Genomic DNA, 14,750 nt, shown 5'->3' with positions numbered 1-14,750 from the left:
TAGGTGGGGTTGTGTTTTAACTATGTCATGGAAAAACTTTGTGAATTTTCACACGATGATTTACAAAGTTGATGATGTGTAAGGTCTGATGCAACGCTAGTGGAGGTTTTCCATGTAATTGTTTCATATCACTTAAATTTATAGCTTTTCGCAATCAAATTTTCTAAAGCTTGATTTTTGATCTTTGGCTGAATAATCACGAAGAAGGATAGAGAATGATAGATAGAATATGAAAGATTGATAGATAGTTCATGAGAGGGGAAAAAGGTAGATGCTTCAATCATTAAATCATTTATTGAAGGAAATAAAACCGTTAGATCAAGAGGCGATAGCGGCAGCAGGGCGCCATTTAGACCAATTGACCAAGCCCCCTGGAAGTCTGGGCAAACTGGAGGATACAGCACAACAGCTCGCTGGAATTACTGGAGAGACGATTACGGAGCTTGGTAAGAAGGCAGTCATCGTCATGGCGGGTGACCACGGAGTTTGTGAGGAGGGTATTAGCGCATTCCCAGCGGAAGTAACACCTCAGATGGTGCTTAATTTCTTGAGCGGAGGCGCAGCGGTTAATGTGCTGGCGCGTCAGGCCGGTGCAGATGTGGTTTGTGTGGATATCGGCGTTAATGCCGATTTGGAGCATCCACAGCTGTATTCGCGCAAGGTGCGTAAAGGAACGCGCAATATGATGCGTGGACCAGCAATGACGGAGCAAGAGGCTCTAGAAGCTATCCACATCGGAATCAACCTAGTGAAAGAACTGGTTGATGACGGCTACACCTTGTTTGCTACCGGAGAAATGGGCATCGGGAATACGACGGCAAGCTCTGCTATGCTTGCCGTGCTAACGAGCACGGATGTGGCAGGTGCAGTAGGTCGAGGTACGGGTATCGACAATGATATGCTGAGACACAAGCAAGAAGTTATTGAACGGGCAATTGAGATCAATAATCCAGATGCTAACAATCCTTTGGATGTGCTTGCCAAATTGGGCGGCTTGGAAATTGCAGGGCTAACCGGGGTGATCCTTGGTGCGGCAATTTATCGCAGACCTGTAGTGATCGACGGCTTCATTTCGTCAGCGGCCGCACTGGTGGCAAGCCGAATTTCACCACAAAGCACATCCTACATAATTGCTTCGCATCTTTCTCACGAGCAGGGACATGCTCGATTACTCGAAGCAATTGGCTTGTCGCCTATGCTGCGGATGGATATGCGACTTGGCGAGGGCACCGGAGCCGTCCTTGCATTTTCGCTGATCGAGGCTTCAGTCAGAGTAATGAAAGAAATGGCAACATTCGCAAGTGCAGGGGTATCCCAAGCTCCATCCGAGCAATAATCCGTGCTAACGAAAAAAGCTTTGCCTTGTGGCAAAGCTCTTAGGGAGGTTACACCATGCTCATACTGGTAACAGGCGGTGCCCGAAGCGGCAAAAGCTCTTTCGCTGAGCTGTATAGCTCCAGGTTGGGGCAGCAGGGCAAATACATAGCAACAGCGCAAGCCTATGATGAAGAGATGAGAGCAAGAATCGGATTGCACAAGCTTCAGCGAGACAGCGGAGGCTTTAGCTGGACAACGATAGAGGAGCCATATGCATTAGCCAAAATACTTCAAGAACTGCACATCGACGATACTAGTGCTGCTGATATAGGTCTTGGAGGTGAAGGCAATCGAAAATTAGACCAAGAGCCAGTCATCCTCGTAGATTGTCTGACTCTATGGTTGTCAAATTGGCTGCTGCAGTATGAGCAGAATACAGATATGGAAGAGCGGCTGCATGCGCTGCTAGACGAACTGAATAGTGTATGCCGTCAGTATGCAGCGGATGAAGTGAGGCATTTGGTATTGGTTACCAATGAGGTAGGTTATGGTCTGGTTCCCGAGTATAAGCTGGGGCGCCAGTTCCGCGATTTGTCTGGCAGGATGAACCAACTATTGGCCCGGGAAGCGGATAAGGTGTTTCTTGTTACAGCAGGAATTCCGGTAGAGTTGAAAAGCATCCGCTATGAGTTCTGAGGCAGGAGACCAAAGGGGATTAAAGCTTAGATATTATGTATATAAGTTTATAATAGGGTTCTGCTCGAACTTGATAAAAAGTTGAAAGTAAGTTCAGACGAGGGCTGAAGCTAGAACAAAGAACAAAGAACAAAGAACAAAGAGCAAAGAACAAAGAACAAAGAACAAAGAGCAAAGAACAAAGAGCAAAGAACAAAGAGCAAAGAACAAAGAACAAAAAACAACGAACCTAGAACATAGAACATAGAACATAGAACATAGAACGATGTAAATTAGGTAGTGAGTTGCACTGGCAGATTGGCAGCGATCGATTTGATGTTAGCTAAACGCTAAGCCGACAAGAAGCACAAGTAAGCAGGCGGGTGGGGAATAAGTTGTTGTTTTATTCTTGGCAGGAGAGCGCAGTTATGCTGTTGGCCGCAATTATAATAGATTTAATTATAGGGGACCCGCGCTGGCCAACGCATCCGGTTATCCGAATAGGGCAATGGATAAGCTGGGTTGAATCCAGGCTGCTCCCATCTGACATAAACGCGGCTTCGCCTGGTTCATTACGACGCCGTGGTGTGGTATTAACCGTTTTGACATTGCTAATTGTTTTTTCTGTAATGTGGCTGCTGCTGTGGCTCGCTCACCAGATCCATCCATGGATCGGTTATGCCATAAATACGTGGTTCATTGCCACGACAATTGCTGTCAAAGGGCTGAAAGACGCAGCTATGAAGGTGTATCGTCCGCTTCGTGAAGGGCGAATGGATGAAGCGCGGAAGTATGTAGGCTATATCGTCGGAAGGGACACCTCAAAGCTTGATGAGCCGGAGATCACCCGCGCAACAGTAGAGACGGTAGCTGAAAATACGGTGGATGCCGTCGTATCTCCGTTGTTTTATGCTTTATTAGGCGCAGCGCCGCTTGCTATGCTGTACCGTGGGGCCAATACTTTGGATTCTATGGTCGGCTATAAAAATGAAAAATATTTATATTTCGGATGGGCCTCAGCACGTTGGGATGATGTGATGAATTGGCTTCCGGCAAGATTGACAGGCTGCTTGCTTGTATGTACGGCTGCTCTGCGGCAAGGCTGCTCTGCTGCGCGGGCTGCCCGCGCGATTCGCAAGTTTGCCCGGCTGCATCCGAGTCCCAACAGCGGCATACCTGAATCAGCAGTAGCGGGCGCCTTAGGCATCGAGCTTGGAGGCATCAATGTCTATCACGGGCGGACAAGTGAACGTGCGAGAATGGGATGGCCGCTTCGGGAAAGGTGCAAGGAGGATATTATTCTTACGGTTCATATGCTGTACGGTGTAAGTTTTTTAATTGCAGGGGGGCTGATGTGCGCATTATGCTGGACTTGGTTGTAAAAGGATTAGCGGGCTGCGCAGCCGCCTTTCAATTTCTAACTCGGCTGCCCATACCCGTAAAGCTGGACTATACGGATTCTTTATTCCGGCGCAGTGTCATCTTTTATCCACTGGTAGGAATGGTGCTTGGACTGCTGATAAGTTTTACAGGGGAACTGCTGCAAGGGGATTTACTGTTAGCCGCTGGGCTCGGGCTTGGTTCCAGTGTTAATGCTGCACTACTGCTCCTCGTGTGGGTTAGTTTGACAGGCGCGCTGCATCTCGATGGTTTGATGGACACCGCTGATGGTATCCTAAGCCACCGACCTAGAGAACAGATGCTGGAGATTATGAAGGACAGCAGGGTGGGTGCGATGGGTGTTATTGCTTGCGTATTGCTCCTGCTGGTTAAATGGACATTGCTGCAGCAATGGCTGACCCTGCCGCATCATACATTTATGTTCATCCTTCCGCTTGCATTATTGTGGAGCCGTTGGTACATGGTCGTGGCGATAGCTAAGTGGCCCTATGCTAGACAAGGGCAAACGAGCCGGGGGATCGGTTCCTTTTTTCGTGGACTAAGTGTTAAGCATTTGATTTTTCATACCTTGCTTGCGTTGCTGCTGTCTTTTGCACTGGTCTGGCTGTCGGATGGGGGGATTTTGTCATTGGACGGGCTGTTGATTATTGGTGCTGCTGCGATTGGTACTGTATTGTCCGGTGTACTCATAAGCATTTACTTGAGCCGCAAGCTGGGTGGATTAACAGGAGATACATACGGGGCCATGAATGAATTGTTGGAAGCAGTGCTGCTGCTTATTTTGTATATTACAGTTCGATAATGAAAAATAGGGTAAGGCTTTTAGGAGGGGAAACTTCATGCTGGAACGGTACGGGCATGGCGGTGATTTGTGGACCGCTGCTGAAACATTTGGAATAAGTAAGGACGCGTTTCTTGATTTCAGCTCGAACATGAATCCTCTTGGACCGCCAGCTGCCGCAGAAACTATATTACGGGAGCGGTGGCGCGATATAGTTGCCTATCCGGATCCTGCTGTGAGGGAGCTGCGCACCAAGCTGGCAGCAAAATATAGGGTGCCTATGGAAGCCATTCTGGTCGGTAACGGTGCTGCGGAGCTGATAGATTTGGCGGTGCGTGTCCTGCGGCCGGGAGTTACGGCTCTGGCTCGACCTTCTTTCTCGGAGTATGAGGAAGCAGTGCAAAAAACGAATGGAGCTATATACGAAATTCCACTGCAGGCTAGCCATGATTTTCTGCTTCAGGAGGCAGATGTCGAGCAGGCATTGGCAATAGCGGATCTATTGTTTCTAGGATCACCTAATAATCCGACTGGCCGTCTTTTGCAAGCTCCAGTGCTTGAACGTCTGGCTGCAGCGGAGAAACCGGTTATTCTGGACGAAGCCTTTATCGATTTTCATCCTGAAGAGAATCGCCTGACAATGATTCGAAAAGCGTCTGAATCTCGCCAGCTGATGGTTATTCGTTCTATGACGAAGTTTTATTCGATACCCGGGCTGCGGCTTGGTTTTATAGTGGCACATCCAGACAGGATTAGGGAAATGCAGCATCAGCAGGTGCAGTGGAGTGTTAATACAATGGCCCAACTGATAGGAGCGTCGGTATTGGATGATCATGATTACGAGCGCCGAACGCATGAGTGGCTGGCTGCAGAACGTCCATGGCTGACCAACAGTTTAAGTGAACTGGGGCTTATCGTAACGCCGAGCGATACGAATTATTTATTATTTTCGACTAAGCAGTTAAAAATTACTGTGCAGGATTTGCAGGCAGAAATGGGGAAAAGGGGGATTTTGATCCGTGACGCATCCCTATTTCCAGGTTTGGATAACTCGTATGTTCGTGTAGCGATACGACTGAGAGAGCATAACGAACGGATGATCAAGGAGCTTCGAGCATCACTTGAGGTGTTGGGTGGCTTGCGGCAGCTTGAGCAAATAGCAGGTGACCATGCTGCCCAAGTGACTCTGTCGACCGGGCATGGGCAGCAGCAGAATGACATGCTTCAAGAAGCTGTCGGCTCATCTCTCGCTCCAACCTTGATGGTGCAGGGGACATCCTCGGATGCAGGAAAAAGCTTGCTTGTAACTGCGCTGTGCAGAATTTTATTACAGGATGGTCTGCGTGTTGCCCCGTTCAAATCACAAAACATGTCGCTAAACTCTTACGTTACTGCCGATGGCAAAGAAATTGGAAGGGCGCAAGGGATGCAGGCGGATGCGTGCCGTATTGCGGCCACAACCGATATGAATCCTATTTTGCTTAAGCCGAAAAAGGATATGGTTTCGCAGGTAGTTGTGCATGGTAAGCCATATCGTGATTTTGACGCCAGAACATATCGTGAAAAATATTTGTCCGAGGCGGAGACGATCGTTAAGGATGCACTTGTCCGATTGCGTTCCGCTTATCAGGTGGTTGTGCTGGAAGGGGCTGGGAGTCCGGCAGAAGTTAATCTGAAAGATCGCGATATTGTCAATATGCGATTAGCTGGTTGGGCGGATGCTCCTGTAGTATTGGTGGCTGATATTGATCGGGGAGGCGTGTTTGCCTCATTGCTCGGTACGATGGAAATATTTACACCTGAGGAAAGAGATCGTGTGAAGGGCTTCATCATTAACAAGTTTCGAGGAGACGTAACCTTGCTCAAGCCAGGCCTTGATTGGCTCGAGCAGAGGACCGGCAAGCCGGTGCTGGGAGTCATTCCGTATCTGCCCAATCTGGAGCTGGAGGATGAGGATTCGGCTTCGTTGGATCGCAAGCTTGCAACGGGTGCTTTTGGAAGCAGCGATGGTAATAATTATGCAGGTGCTTCTCAAGGTGCGTCTGAAGGACAGGACATGCAGCTGCTCTATATAGCAGTGATTCGTTTGCCGAGGCTCTCTAACTTTACCGATGTTGATCCGCTGTTCTACGAAAAAGATGTCCGCCTTCGCTATGTCAGTTCACTCGAAGAGCTGGGGCGGCCGGATGCGGTTATTATCCCGGGGAGCAAAAACACAGTCGACGACATGTTGTTTTTAAGGGAAACGGGTCTTGATCAGGCGCTGCTGGAGCACGCGCAAAGAGGCGGCTGGATCACTGGTATTTGCGCAGGCTATCAAATGATGGGAGAGCGGCTGCTGGACCCGCATCTTCTGGAGTCGGAACATCCGGAAACGGCTGGGCTCGGATTATTCCCGACAGAGACTGAGTTCACAGCTGATAAGAAGACGGTGCGTGCTGTAGGAACATCTCTTTTATATAGTGATGCTGCTGGCCGAAACCCGCTGCTGCAAGTAAGTGGGTACGAAATTCATATGGGGCGAACGCGCTTTTTACAGCCGGTAACTCATCCATTCTTCATCGCGGAGGAAGGTAGCGGTCAGGAGGCTCATCCGGATGGTGCTGTTTCGACGAACGGAAGACAATGGGGCACCTATGTGCATGGAATTTTGCATAGCGATGATTTTCGCCGGGGTTGGCTGAATGGAATTCGCGAAAGTCGCGGTTGGGAACCTTTACAAGCGGAGCTTCGGTTTCAGGAGCGCAGAGAGGCGGCTTTTGACCGGCTAGCCGATCATGTCAGAAGTCATTTGGATACGAATCGTTTATATGAGATGATAGGTTATAAGAGTAGGGAGGCGAAACGATGAGAATTTATACAAGAACTGGCGATGCCGGTCAAACCGGAGTAATTGGGGGACGTGTCGACAAGGACGATGTGCGCGTTGAAGCATACGGAACCGTGGATGAGCTCAATTGTTTTGTAGGGCAAGCGATGGGGTTTCTGGATGCGGAGAAATTTGGTGATTTGCTGGCGGACTTATTGGATATACAAAATGAATTGTTCGACTGTGGTTCCGACTTGGCATTGCTTAAGCAGGAGCTTCGCCCTTATAAAGTGAAGTCGGAGATGGTAGACCAACTGGAAGCATGGATAGACAAGTACGATGCTGAGACGCCGGATATTAAAAAGTTTATATTGCCTGGCGGCACGCAGGCGTCCTCCGCGCTTCACGTTTGCCGGACGATATGCCGCCGCGCAGAGCGCCGGGTTGTTACGCTGGCCCGGACGCAGCCGATCAATGAAGAAGTACGCCGCTATTTGAACCGGTTGTCCGATTTGTTCTTCACTGTTGCACGCCTGGCAAACGTTAGAAGCGGTGTGGGAGATGTTGAATATGCTCGTAGTGCGGATGTGTTTCGTCGCAAATGAGTACCTATTATGAACCATTAATATACATCGTTTCTCAAGAGGAAGAAGGCTTCTATTTGAAAACGATTTTGCAAAATCGGATGATGCTCTCTCGCAAGCTGCTATCGCGATTGAAGCTCACGGAGCGGGGAATCACGGTTAATGGTGATCGCCAATATATAAGCGTTCGGGTTCATGCTGGGGATGTAATTGAGGTCAGAATGCTTCAGGAGGAGTCGGATGATATTTTGCCGCAGGAGCTCCCTCTGGATATTTTGTATGAGGATGAGCAACTGATGGTGCTTAATAAGGCAGCCGGAATGATTGTTCATCCGACCCATGGACATTATGTGAATACGTTGGCGAACGGCGTCGTTCATTATTGGCAGCAGCAGGGGAAAAGCTATCGGTTCCGTCCGATTCATAGGCTCGATCAAGAAACATCAGGGGCGCTTGCTGTGGCCAAAAATCCTTTTATCCACCAGCAGGTGTCCGAGCAAATGCAGGCGCATCAGGTGAAAAAGGAGTACATAGCTCTGGTGCATGGAGTAATGGAAGCTGATGAGGGCACCGTAAATGAGCCGATAGATCGTGACCCCGAGGAGCCGCACATCAGGATCGTGACGGAGAGCGGATACTCAGCGGTCACGCATTACAAGGTGGAGCGGCGGTTTCGGGAAGCGACAATGGTGAGGCTTTGGCTAGAAACCGGACGGACTCATCAAATCCGTGTGCACATGAAGCATTTGGGACATCCGCTGTTGGGCGATAAGCTGTACAAGCTGGACAAATATGAGCCAAGCATAGTGGGCGTACAAGGCGGCTTGGAGGCGAGAGGAGCAGCACTCGATTCTGCAGGCGTCTATGAGACGAGTGCAGCGCATGAAGCGCATGAAGCGCATGAAGCCCATGAAGCCCGAGAAGCACGTGAAACCCATGAAGCCCATGAAGCCCATGAAGCCCATGAAGCCAGTAAAGCTCATAGTATTCTCGCCACAGCTTCCGCTCCATTTGGCTTGAAACGGCATGCACTGCATGCTTGTTTGCTGGCTTTTACACATCCTGGCACGAAGCAATGGATGCAGTTCGAAGCGCCGCTGCCTGATGATTTGGCTCAGTGCCTGGTACACCTTGAGAAGCTTGAATAGCTCATAACCCCCAAAAAGCTTTCATCTCCACACCAATGGTTTTGAAAGCTTTTTTGTATTTTCCAAAAGCTCAATGTACAACAAAAGTCAGGCTTGGCAGCTTGAGCTTCTGTTAGATCCCCCTGCATGGTGGTTAATTATTGCATGTACTTTTTCCGCAATCGGCGAATTTCGTCCATCAGCTCTTTCCCGATGACCGCTTCGTACTGCGGATAGATCGGCTCCCATGCCCGCATCCACTCTGATAGCTGTTCGGTTGTCAATGAATTGATTTGTAATTGCGACTCCTGCTTTATTTTCTCGAACTGTTCATCATTCATCTGGATGGCATTATGGTAAGCCCATGCAGTCGTTTCCTTCATTGCTTGTTGAATTTGCTGTTGAATTTCTGGTGAAAGCTTTTGCCAAAAGGAGCGGTTCATCAGCACTGCATAGCCGAGATAACCATGGTTAGTAAGCGTCATATATTTCTGAACTTTAAAAAACTTTTTAGAATAAATGTTGGTGATGGAATTTTCCTCTCCATCTACAGCTCCACTTTCCAAGCCGCGATATACAAGATTAAATGGCATCTGCGTTGTTTTTGCGCCTAACAGCTGGAACTCGGCATCAAGCAGAGTGCTTCGCATCGTCCTAAGATGCTGTCCCTTCAGATCATCTGGCTGGAGAATCGGCCCTTTATTGCTCGTAAGCTGCTTAAAGCCGCTGTTCCAATAAGCGAGTCCTACCATATTAACCTGATTTAACTGTTCGAACAGCAGCTTACCGATTTTGCCCTCAAATGCTTCCTGGACTGCTTCTTGTGTGAGAAAGGCGTATGGTAAATCCAGCACCATCCATGACGGCAGCACTTCGGACAAATTGGGAAATGAAGGGGCGATCATCTGCACATTTCCCTTTTGCAAGGCTTCTACTTCATCCGGCTCGGCATATAAAATGCTGTTGGGATACACCTCTACTTTAACGCGTCCCTTTGTTTTTTCCTGAACAAGCCGGGCAAACTCCTGAGCCGCTAACCCCTTTGGGGTGTTTTCAGCGACAACATGACTGAACTTTATCACAGTCTGCTCGTCAAATCCGACCTGTTCATCATCATAAACGACAGGAGCCTGCATAAAGCTTGGATAAAAGCCGATAACTATAGCAACGGCAAGACCCAACACCACAATAACCGCAACACTGAAAAAAGATTTCACCCGAGTCTCCCCCCCTCTCCTTTTTGCCCGTCTCTATCTATAGGTCCATCTTAAATGAATGTTTTTAAATTCTTAACTATATTGTATTTAAATGCTTAAGAAACTCCAAACTTTTTTGCTCTTTAGATGAAAGTTAATACTAGATATTACTAGAAAAAGAACCCAACGCGCGCGGATCCCGAGCGGGCTTGGTGCCATTGCATGGTGGTCGGTCGAGCCCACGCTGATTCAATATATTAGAATAGATGTAAAAGCTCCATCTAATTCCCTTAATTCGGTGGCACCAATTGAATATAACTTGATTTTCTGGCGTTAATTTGGCATTTATCTTTGCCAGGAAGTAGTTTCAGGCCAATTAACGGTGGGTTTTCCAGTAAAATGCTCTGATAAAGGGATTTAGAACGAAATTAGCGGGATGTTTTCCAGTTCGTTTCGTATTGCCCCAATAAGGGAGAGGCTTTTTTGTTTAAGAGATCTGATTTTAGTGTAGAGCCACTATTTTACAGATAAAATAGTGTTCCGTACAGGGATGAGCTTTTGCATCCATTCTGCTTTATTGTATGATGGTATTAAGATACCATAAGGAAGCAGGTTACGTATGCTGCAGCGTTTGAAGATTAGTTGGAAAATTACGATATTTTCTTTTAGCATCGTGGTTTTTTCCTTGTTGATCGGCGGCACTATTCTTGTCGGGTCGATTGTGAGCTTGAAGGAGGAGGAGCTGGGACGCCGGCTTCTTGTGACGGCGCGAACGGTGGCGCAGATGCCTGAGGTGACCGAAGGCATCACCGCGCAGCAGCAGCAGCCGGCCATTCAAGCCTCGGCTGAGCGCATTCGCATCATCAACGACGTCACTTACGTCGTTGTGATGGATCAGAACCGGGTAAGGCTGTCGCACCCGGTTCAAGCCATCATCGGCACCCCTTCGGGAGGGGCCGATGAAGGGCCTGCCTTTGCCGAGCACAGCTACGTGTCCAAGGCAAAGGGGAAGCTGGGCACGGTGCTGCGCGCCTTCGTGCCCGTAATGAACGCCGACCATGTTCAGGTCGGCGTAGTTCTGGTAGGGCAGCTGCTGCCGAGTATCGGGCAGGTGATGCTTGGTTTAAGCGGGCAAGCTTATGTGATTCTGCTGCTGACGCTGCTGTTCGGTATTTTGGGCTCCTGGAAGCTTGCCCAGCATATTAAGCTGCAGATGTTCGAGCTGGAGCCCCACGAAATTGCCCGGCTGCTGGTAGAGCGGACCGCTACGTTTCACGCTATGCATGAGGGAGTTATCGCCATTGATAAGGATGAACGGATAACGATCTTTAATGATAAAGCCAAGCAAATGCTAAAAATAGAGGGCGATGTAATAGGCAAGTCCATTCGTGAGGTCATTCCGGATACACGGCTGCCTGAAATACTGGATCTCAATCATCCTATCTATAATCAAGAGCTGCATGTCAGCGCGGCACATATTATGAGCAATCGTGTGCCGATTAAAGTAAACGGACAGACGGTAGGCGCTGTAGCTATTTTTCAGGATCGTACGGAAGTAACCCGCATCGCCGAGGAGCTGACGGGCGTAAAAACCTTCGTAGATGCACTGCGTGTGCAAAATCATGAATATATGAATAAGCTGCATACGATCGGTGGATTAATTCAGCTTGGGAATAAAGATAAGGCCTTGAATTATTTATTCGAAATTACGGAGCAGAAGGAAGAGCTTACCCGTTTTCTCAGCCAGAACATCAAGGACGATAGCCTAACAGGCCTTCTGTTAGGAAAAATTAGCCGCGGTCAAGAGCTGGGTATAACCGTTTCGATTGATCGTGAAAGCCACCTGATGCGTTTCCCTGAACGGCTTGATCATCACGACTTTGTTGTGCTTGTGGGTAATTTAGTCGAAAATGCATTCGATGCTCTCCAGAGTAAGCGGGATCAGTTGGACAAAAATGTATTTATCAGCATAGAGCAGGATGAGGATGTGCTTTCCATTCTCATAGAGGATAACGGAGGGGGGATAGACCCAGCCGTTCAGCAGCGTATTTTCGAACAGGGCTTTACGACCAAGGGAACTAAAGGACGTGGTATAGGGCTCTATCTATTGGCAGGCATCGTGCAAAAAGGAGCAGGAACTGTAAGGGTGGATTCAGTACCTGACGAAGGCACGTCTTTTATGATATCCTTTCCGATGCAAGCGTCAGTGGAAGGAATCGATGAAACAAAAAGGAGGATTAGTCCGTCATGAGCGAACGGTTGATGAAGGTGCTGTTGATCGAAGACGATCCTATGGTACAAGAGGTTAACAAGCAATTTGTAGAACGAGTCAGCGGGTTCATCGTCACGGGTGTGGCTAGTACAGGCTTGGAGGGGATGGAGCTGCTTCGAAAGCTGGAGCCTGACTTGGTTATTCTCGACATCTTCATGCCGCTTCAGGATGGATTGGAAACGATAACACAAATCCGACGGCAGCAGCTGTCTGTGGATGTGATGGTTATTAGCGCTGCGAACGATCAGAGTACGATTGCCCGGATGCTGCAAAATGGGGCCGTAGACTATATTATAAAGCCGTTCAAATTTGAGCGTGTTAAACAAGCCTTGGAGCAGTACCGCAGCATGAAAGGCTTGCTAGAAAAGGAAGGAGCCGTTTCGCAAAACGAGCTGGACCGATTGCTGTTTGGCTCCGAGACACGCAGTGTCAGCATCCCGAGGGTGATCCCAGATCAAGAAGCAACGGCAGAGCAGCTGCCCAAAGGCTTGCAAGGGATTACTTTGAAACAGATTACACTGTTTTTATTAGATAATCCTCATCCTCTGTCGGCGGAAGAAGTGGCTGAAGGAGTAGGCATAGCTCGAGTTACAGCGCGCAGATACCTGGACTTTCTAGAGAAGTCAGGCAAGGTCCGTCTCGATCTCCAATATGGGATAGGACGCCCGGTCAACAAGTATGTGATATCACAGCATTAAGAAAAGCTTCTATTCGAAGCCCTTTCGATGAAGATACATTCGTGTTCTGGAGGTAGCTTTTCTTGCAATATTAGAAAGGTGAACCTCCGGTTCAAACTTATACTTTCAATATTATAAAAAAAGTATTCCCTTGAAATCCGGCATCATTCCACAATGAGGAGCTTTCCTTGTCAGAATGGTGTTTTTTTTGCATCGATTTAAGACCAAAAAGACCAAAAATACCAATAAGGTCAAATGATTCACAAATCATATTGTAAGCGATATCATAAGTCCATGGAATGAACAAGAAAGTGAAGGGATACGACATGGTCAATCCTAAAGGCCGTGATGTCATGGAAGGAATACTTAAGCTGTTCAATCAGTCCGCAAGCGTAACTCTTCCCCCTACCTTCTGAAATCCAGAGGATAGTGCTTCAGGTTTGTGAAGGATGAAGCAGGTCGATCGACATGAAAGCGATTGCATCCTCTAGGACGAAGAACGGATTGAACGTTATAGCTTCCCAATGCCTTCTGACAGAAGGTTGTAGAGCTTCCACCCATTTTACAGAAGAAGAGAGGAATTACAATGAGAATCAATTTGAAAAACCTGACCGTGCAAGTGTTGATTGCGATAGTGCTTGGGATTGCGATCGGACAATTTTTCCCGGCGGTAGGTGTCCAGCTTAAAGTACTTGGAGATATTTTCGTCAAGATGATCAAAATGGTTATCGCACCGATCGTATTCTTCACCATCGTTATCGGTTTTGCTAATATGGGTGATATGAAAAAGGTAGGCCGTATCGGCGGTAAAGCGGTACTATACTTCGAAATCATTACAACCTTCGCAATGGCGATAGGAATCGGGGTCATGTACCTGGTTAGCCCGGGTTCAGGTATGGATACCAGTAAAGTCGGTGCTAGCGCTGCAGAAGTTGCCAAGTTCGCGAAGCAAGCGTCGGATACTCCTCACGGGTTTATGGATTTCGTTGTCAGTGTTATTCCAGATAGTGTTGTAGGCGCGCTTGCCAAGGGAGAGATGCTTCCTGTTCTGTTTTTCTCCGTATTGTTTGGTCTGGCTATGGCCGGTCTTGGTGAGAAAGCTAAACCGGTAACTCATTTTTTTGAAAAAATGAATGAAGTATTCTTTAGACTTGTCAGTATTATTATGCGTTTCTCTCCGTTCGCAGCTGGTGGCGCAATGGCTTATACCATTGGAAAATTCGGTGTCGGCTCCCTGTTCTCGCTTGGCAAAATGATGGGTTCGGTTTACATTACAATGTTTTTGTTTGTCGTTATCGTTTTAGGCTTGGTTGCAAGAATATATGGCTTTAGTATTTTCAATTTGATCAAATTCATTAAAGAAGAAATTTTGCTTGTACTAGGTACTTCATCATCCGAATCCGCATTGCCGCGGTTAATGGAACGTCTGGAGAAGTATGGCTGCTCCAAGTCCGTTGTCGGCTTGGTTGTTCCAACAGGGTATTCCTTTAATCTCGATGGAACATCGATTTACTTATCAATGGCAGCCCTGTTCATCGCTCAAGCTTATGGGATTGAATTGACGTTGCTGCAAGTAGTGACGCTACTCGGCGTGCTGATGCTTACGTCGAAGGGAGCGGCAGGGGTTACCGGTTCCGGGTTTATTACATTGGCCGCTACTTTAACGGCTATTCCAGGCAACGTTATTCCTATCGAAGGTATGGCTTTATTGCTTGGCGTTGACCGCTTTATGTCTGAAGCTCGTGCGATTACTAACTTGATCGGCAACAGCGTTGCTACGGTGGTTATTGCAAAAAGCGAGAATCAGTTCCGCACACAAACGAAGGAATCTTCTACAGACACTACTGGTGAAGATACCGTCTATATCGGCAATAAAATAGCTGCTTCTTCCGAAGCCTGATATCCTCTATA

Annotated in this window: 11 protein-coding genes; 10 read left to right on the top strand and 1 reads right to left on the bottom strand. The window is 47.9% G+C overall.

Annotation, left to right across the window (positions count from 1 at the left end):
• The first annotated feature begins 271 nt into the window (after window positions 1–271).
• From cobT to ACFQ0C_RS13705, 7 genes are all read left to right on the top strand, one after another.
• Window positions 272–1,336 carry a nicotinate-nucleotide--dimethylbenzimidazole phosphoribosyltransferase gene (gene cobT, locus ACFQ0C_RS13735; protein WP_379367636.1) on the top strand — a complete coding sequence of 355 codons (1,065 nt, stop codon included), beginning with the start codon at window positions 272–274 and terminating at the stop codon, window positions 1,334–1,336.
• A 56-nt stretch (window positions 1,337–1,392) separates the two neighbouring features.
• Complete coding sequence (locus ACFQ0C_RS13730; protein WP_379367634.1) at window positions 1,393–2,013, top strand: bifunctional adenosylcobinamide kinase/adenosylcobinamide-phosphate guanylyltransferase; 621 nt, start codon at window positions 1,393–1,395, stop codon at window positions 2,011–2,013.
• A 374-nt stretch (window positions 2,014–2,387) separates the two neighbouring features.
• Window positions 2,388–3,374, top strand: a complete 987-nt coding sequence (cbiB, locus tag ACFQ0C_RS13725) for an adenosylcobinamide-phosphate synthase CbiB (protein ID WP_379367631.1) — start codon at window positions 2,388–2,390, stop codon at window positions 3,372–3,374.
• Window positions 3,356–4,195, top strand: a complete 840-nt coding sequence (gene cobS / locus ACFQ0C_RS13720; protein ID WP_379367644.1) for an adenosylcobinamide-GDP ribazoletransferase — start codon at window positions 3,356–3,358, stop codon at window positions 4,193–4,195. The genes cbiB and cobS overlap by 19 nt, the downstream gene beginning before the upstream one ends.
• A 37-nt stretch (window positions 4,196–4,232) precedes the next feature.
• Window positions 4,233–7,025 (top strand): cobyric acid synthase, encoded by a 2,793-nt coding sequence (locus ACFQ0C_RS13715; protein ID WP_379367629.1) that lies wholly within the window; start codon window positions 4,233–4,235, stop codon window positions 7,023–7,025.
• Complete coding sequence (locus ACFQ0C_RS13710; RefSeq protein ID WP_379367627.1) at window positions 7,022–7,588, top strand: cob(I)yrinic acid a,c-diamide adenosyltransferase; 567 nt, start codon at window positions 7,022–7,024, stop codon at window positions 7,586–7,588. Before ACFQ0C_RS13715 ends, ACFQ0C_RS13710 begins: the two co-directional genes overlap by 4 nt.
• Window positions 7,585–8,715 carry an RluA family pseudouridine synthase gene (locus ACFQ0C_RS13705; RefSeq protein WP_379367625.1) on the top strand — a complete coding sequence of 377 codons (1,131 nt, stop codon included), beginning with the start codon at window positions 7,585–7,587 and terminating at the stop codon, window positions 8,713–8,715. Before ACFQ0C_RS13710 ends, ACFQ0C_RS13705 begins: the two co-directional genes overlap by 4 nt.
• 137 nt (window positions 8,716–8,852) lie before the next feature.
• Here ACFQ0C_RS13705 and ACFQ0C_RS13700 read toward each other — a convergent pair whose 3' ends face one another.
• Entirely contained in the window at window positions 8,853–9,911 is a 1,059-nt protein-coding gene (locus ACFQ0C_RS13700) for a DctP family TRAP transporter solute-binding subunit (protein ID WP_379367623.1), read from the bottom strand.
• A gap of 598 nt (window positions 9,912–10,509) precedes the next feature.
• On the opposite strand from ACFQ0C_RS13700, the gene ACFQ0C_RS13695 reads away from it, so the two are divergent.
• From ACFQ0C_RS13695 to dctA, 3 genes are all read left to right on the top strand, one after another.
• On the top strand, window positions 10,510–12,141 hold the full coding sequence (locus tag ACFQ0C_RS13695; protein ID WP_379367621.1) for an ATP-binding protein: 1,632 nt from the start codon (window positions 10,510–10,512) through the stop codon (window positions 12,139–12,141).
• Complete coding sequence (locus ACFQ0C_RS13690; RefSeq protein WP_379367619.1) at window positions 12,138–12,860, top strand: response regulator; 723 nt, start codon at window positions 12,138–12,140, stop codon at window positions 12,858–12,860. Before ACFQ0C_RS13695 ends, ACFQ0C_RS13690 begins: the two co-directional genes overlap by 4 nt.
• Before the next feature lie 565 nt (window positions 12,861–13,425).
• Window positions 13,426–14,739: a C4-dicarboxylate transporter DctA gene (dctA, locus tag ACFQ0C_RS13685; RefSeq protein ID WP_379367617.1), complete on the top strand. Its 1,314-nt coding sequence runs from the start codon at window positions 13,426–13,428 to the stop codon at window positions 14,737–14,739.
• The last annotated feature ends 11 nt before the right edge of the window (window positions 14,740–14,750 follow it).

Origin of the sequence: Paenibacillus sp. GCM10027630, from assembly GCF_042676305.1 — a bacterium.
In the GTDB taxonomy this organism is placed as follows: domain Bacteria; phylum Bacillota; class Bacilli; order Paenibacillales; family NBRC-103111; genus Paenibacillus_S.
Note: the sequence above shows the minus strand (reverse complement) of the source record. Positions and strands in the feature narration are given on the sequence as shown.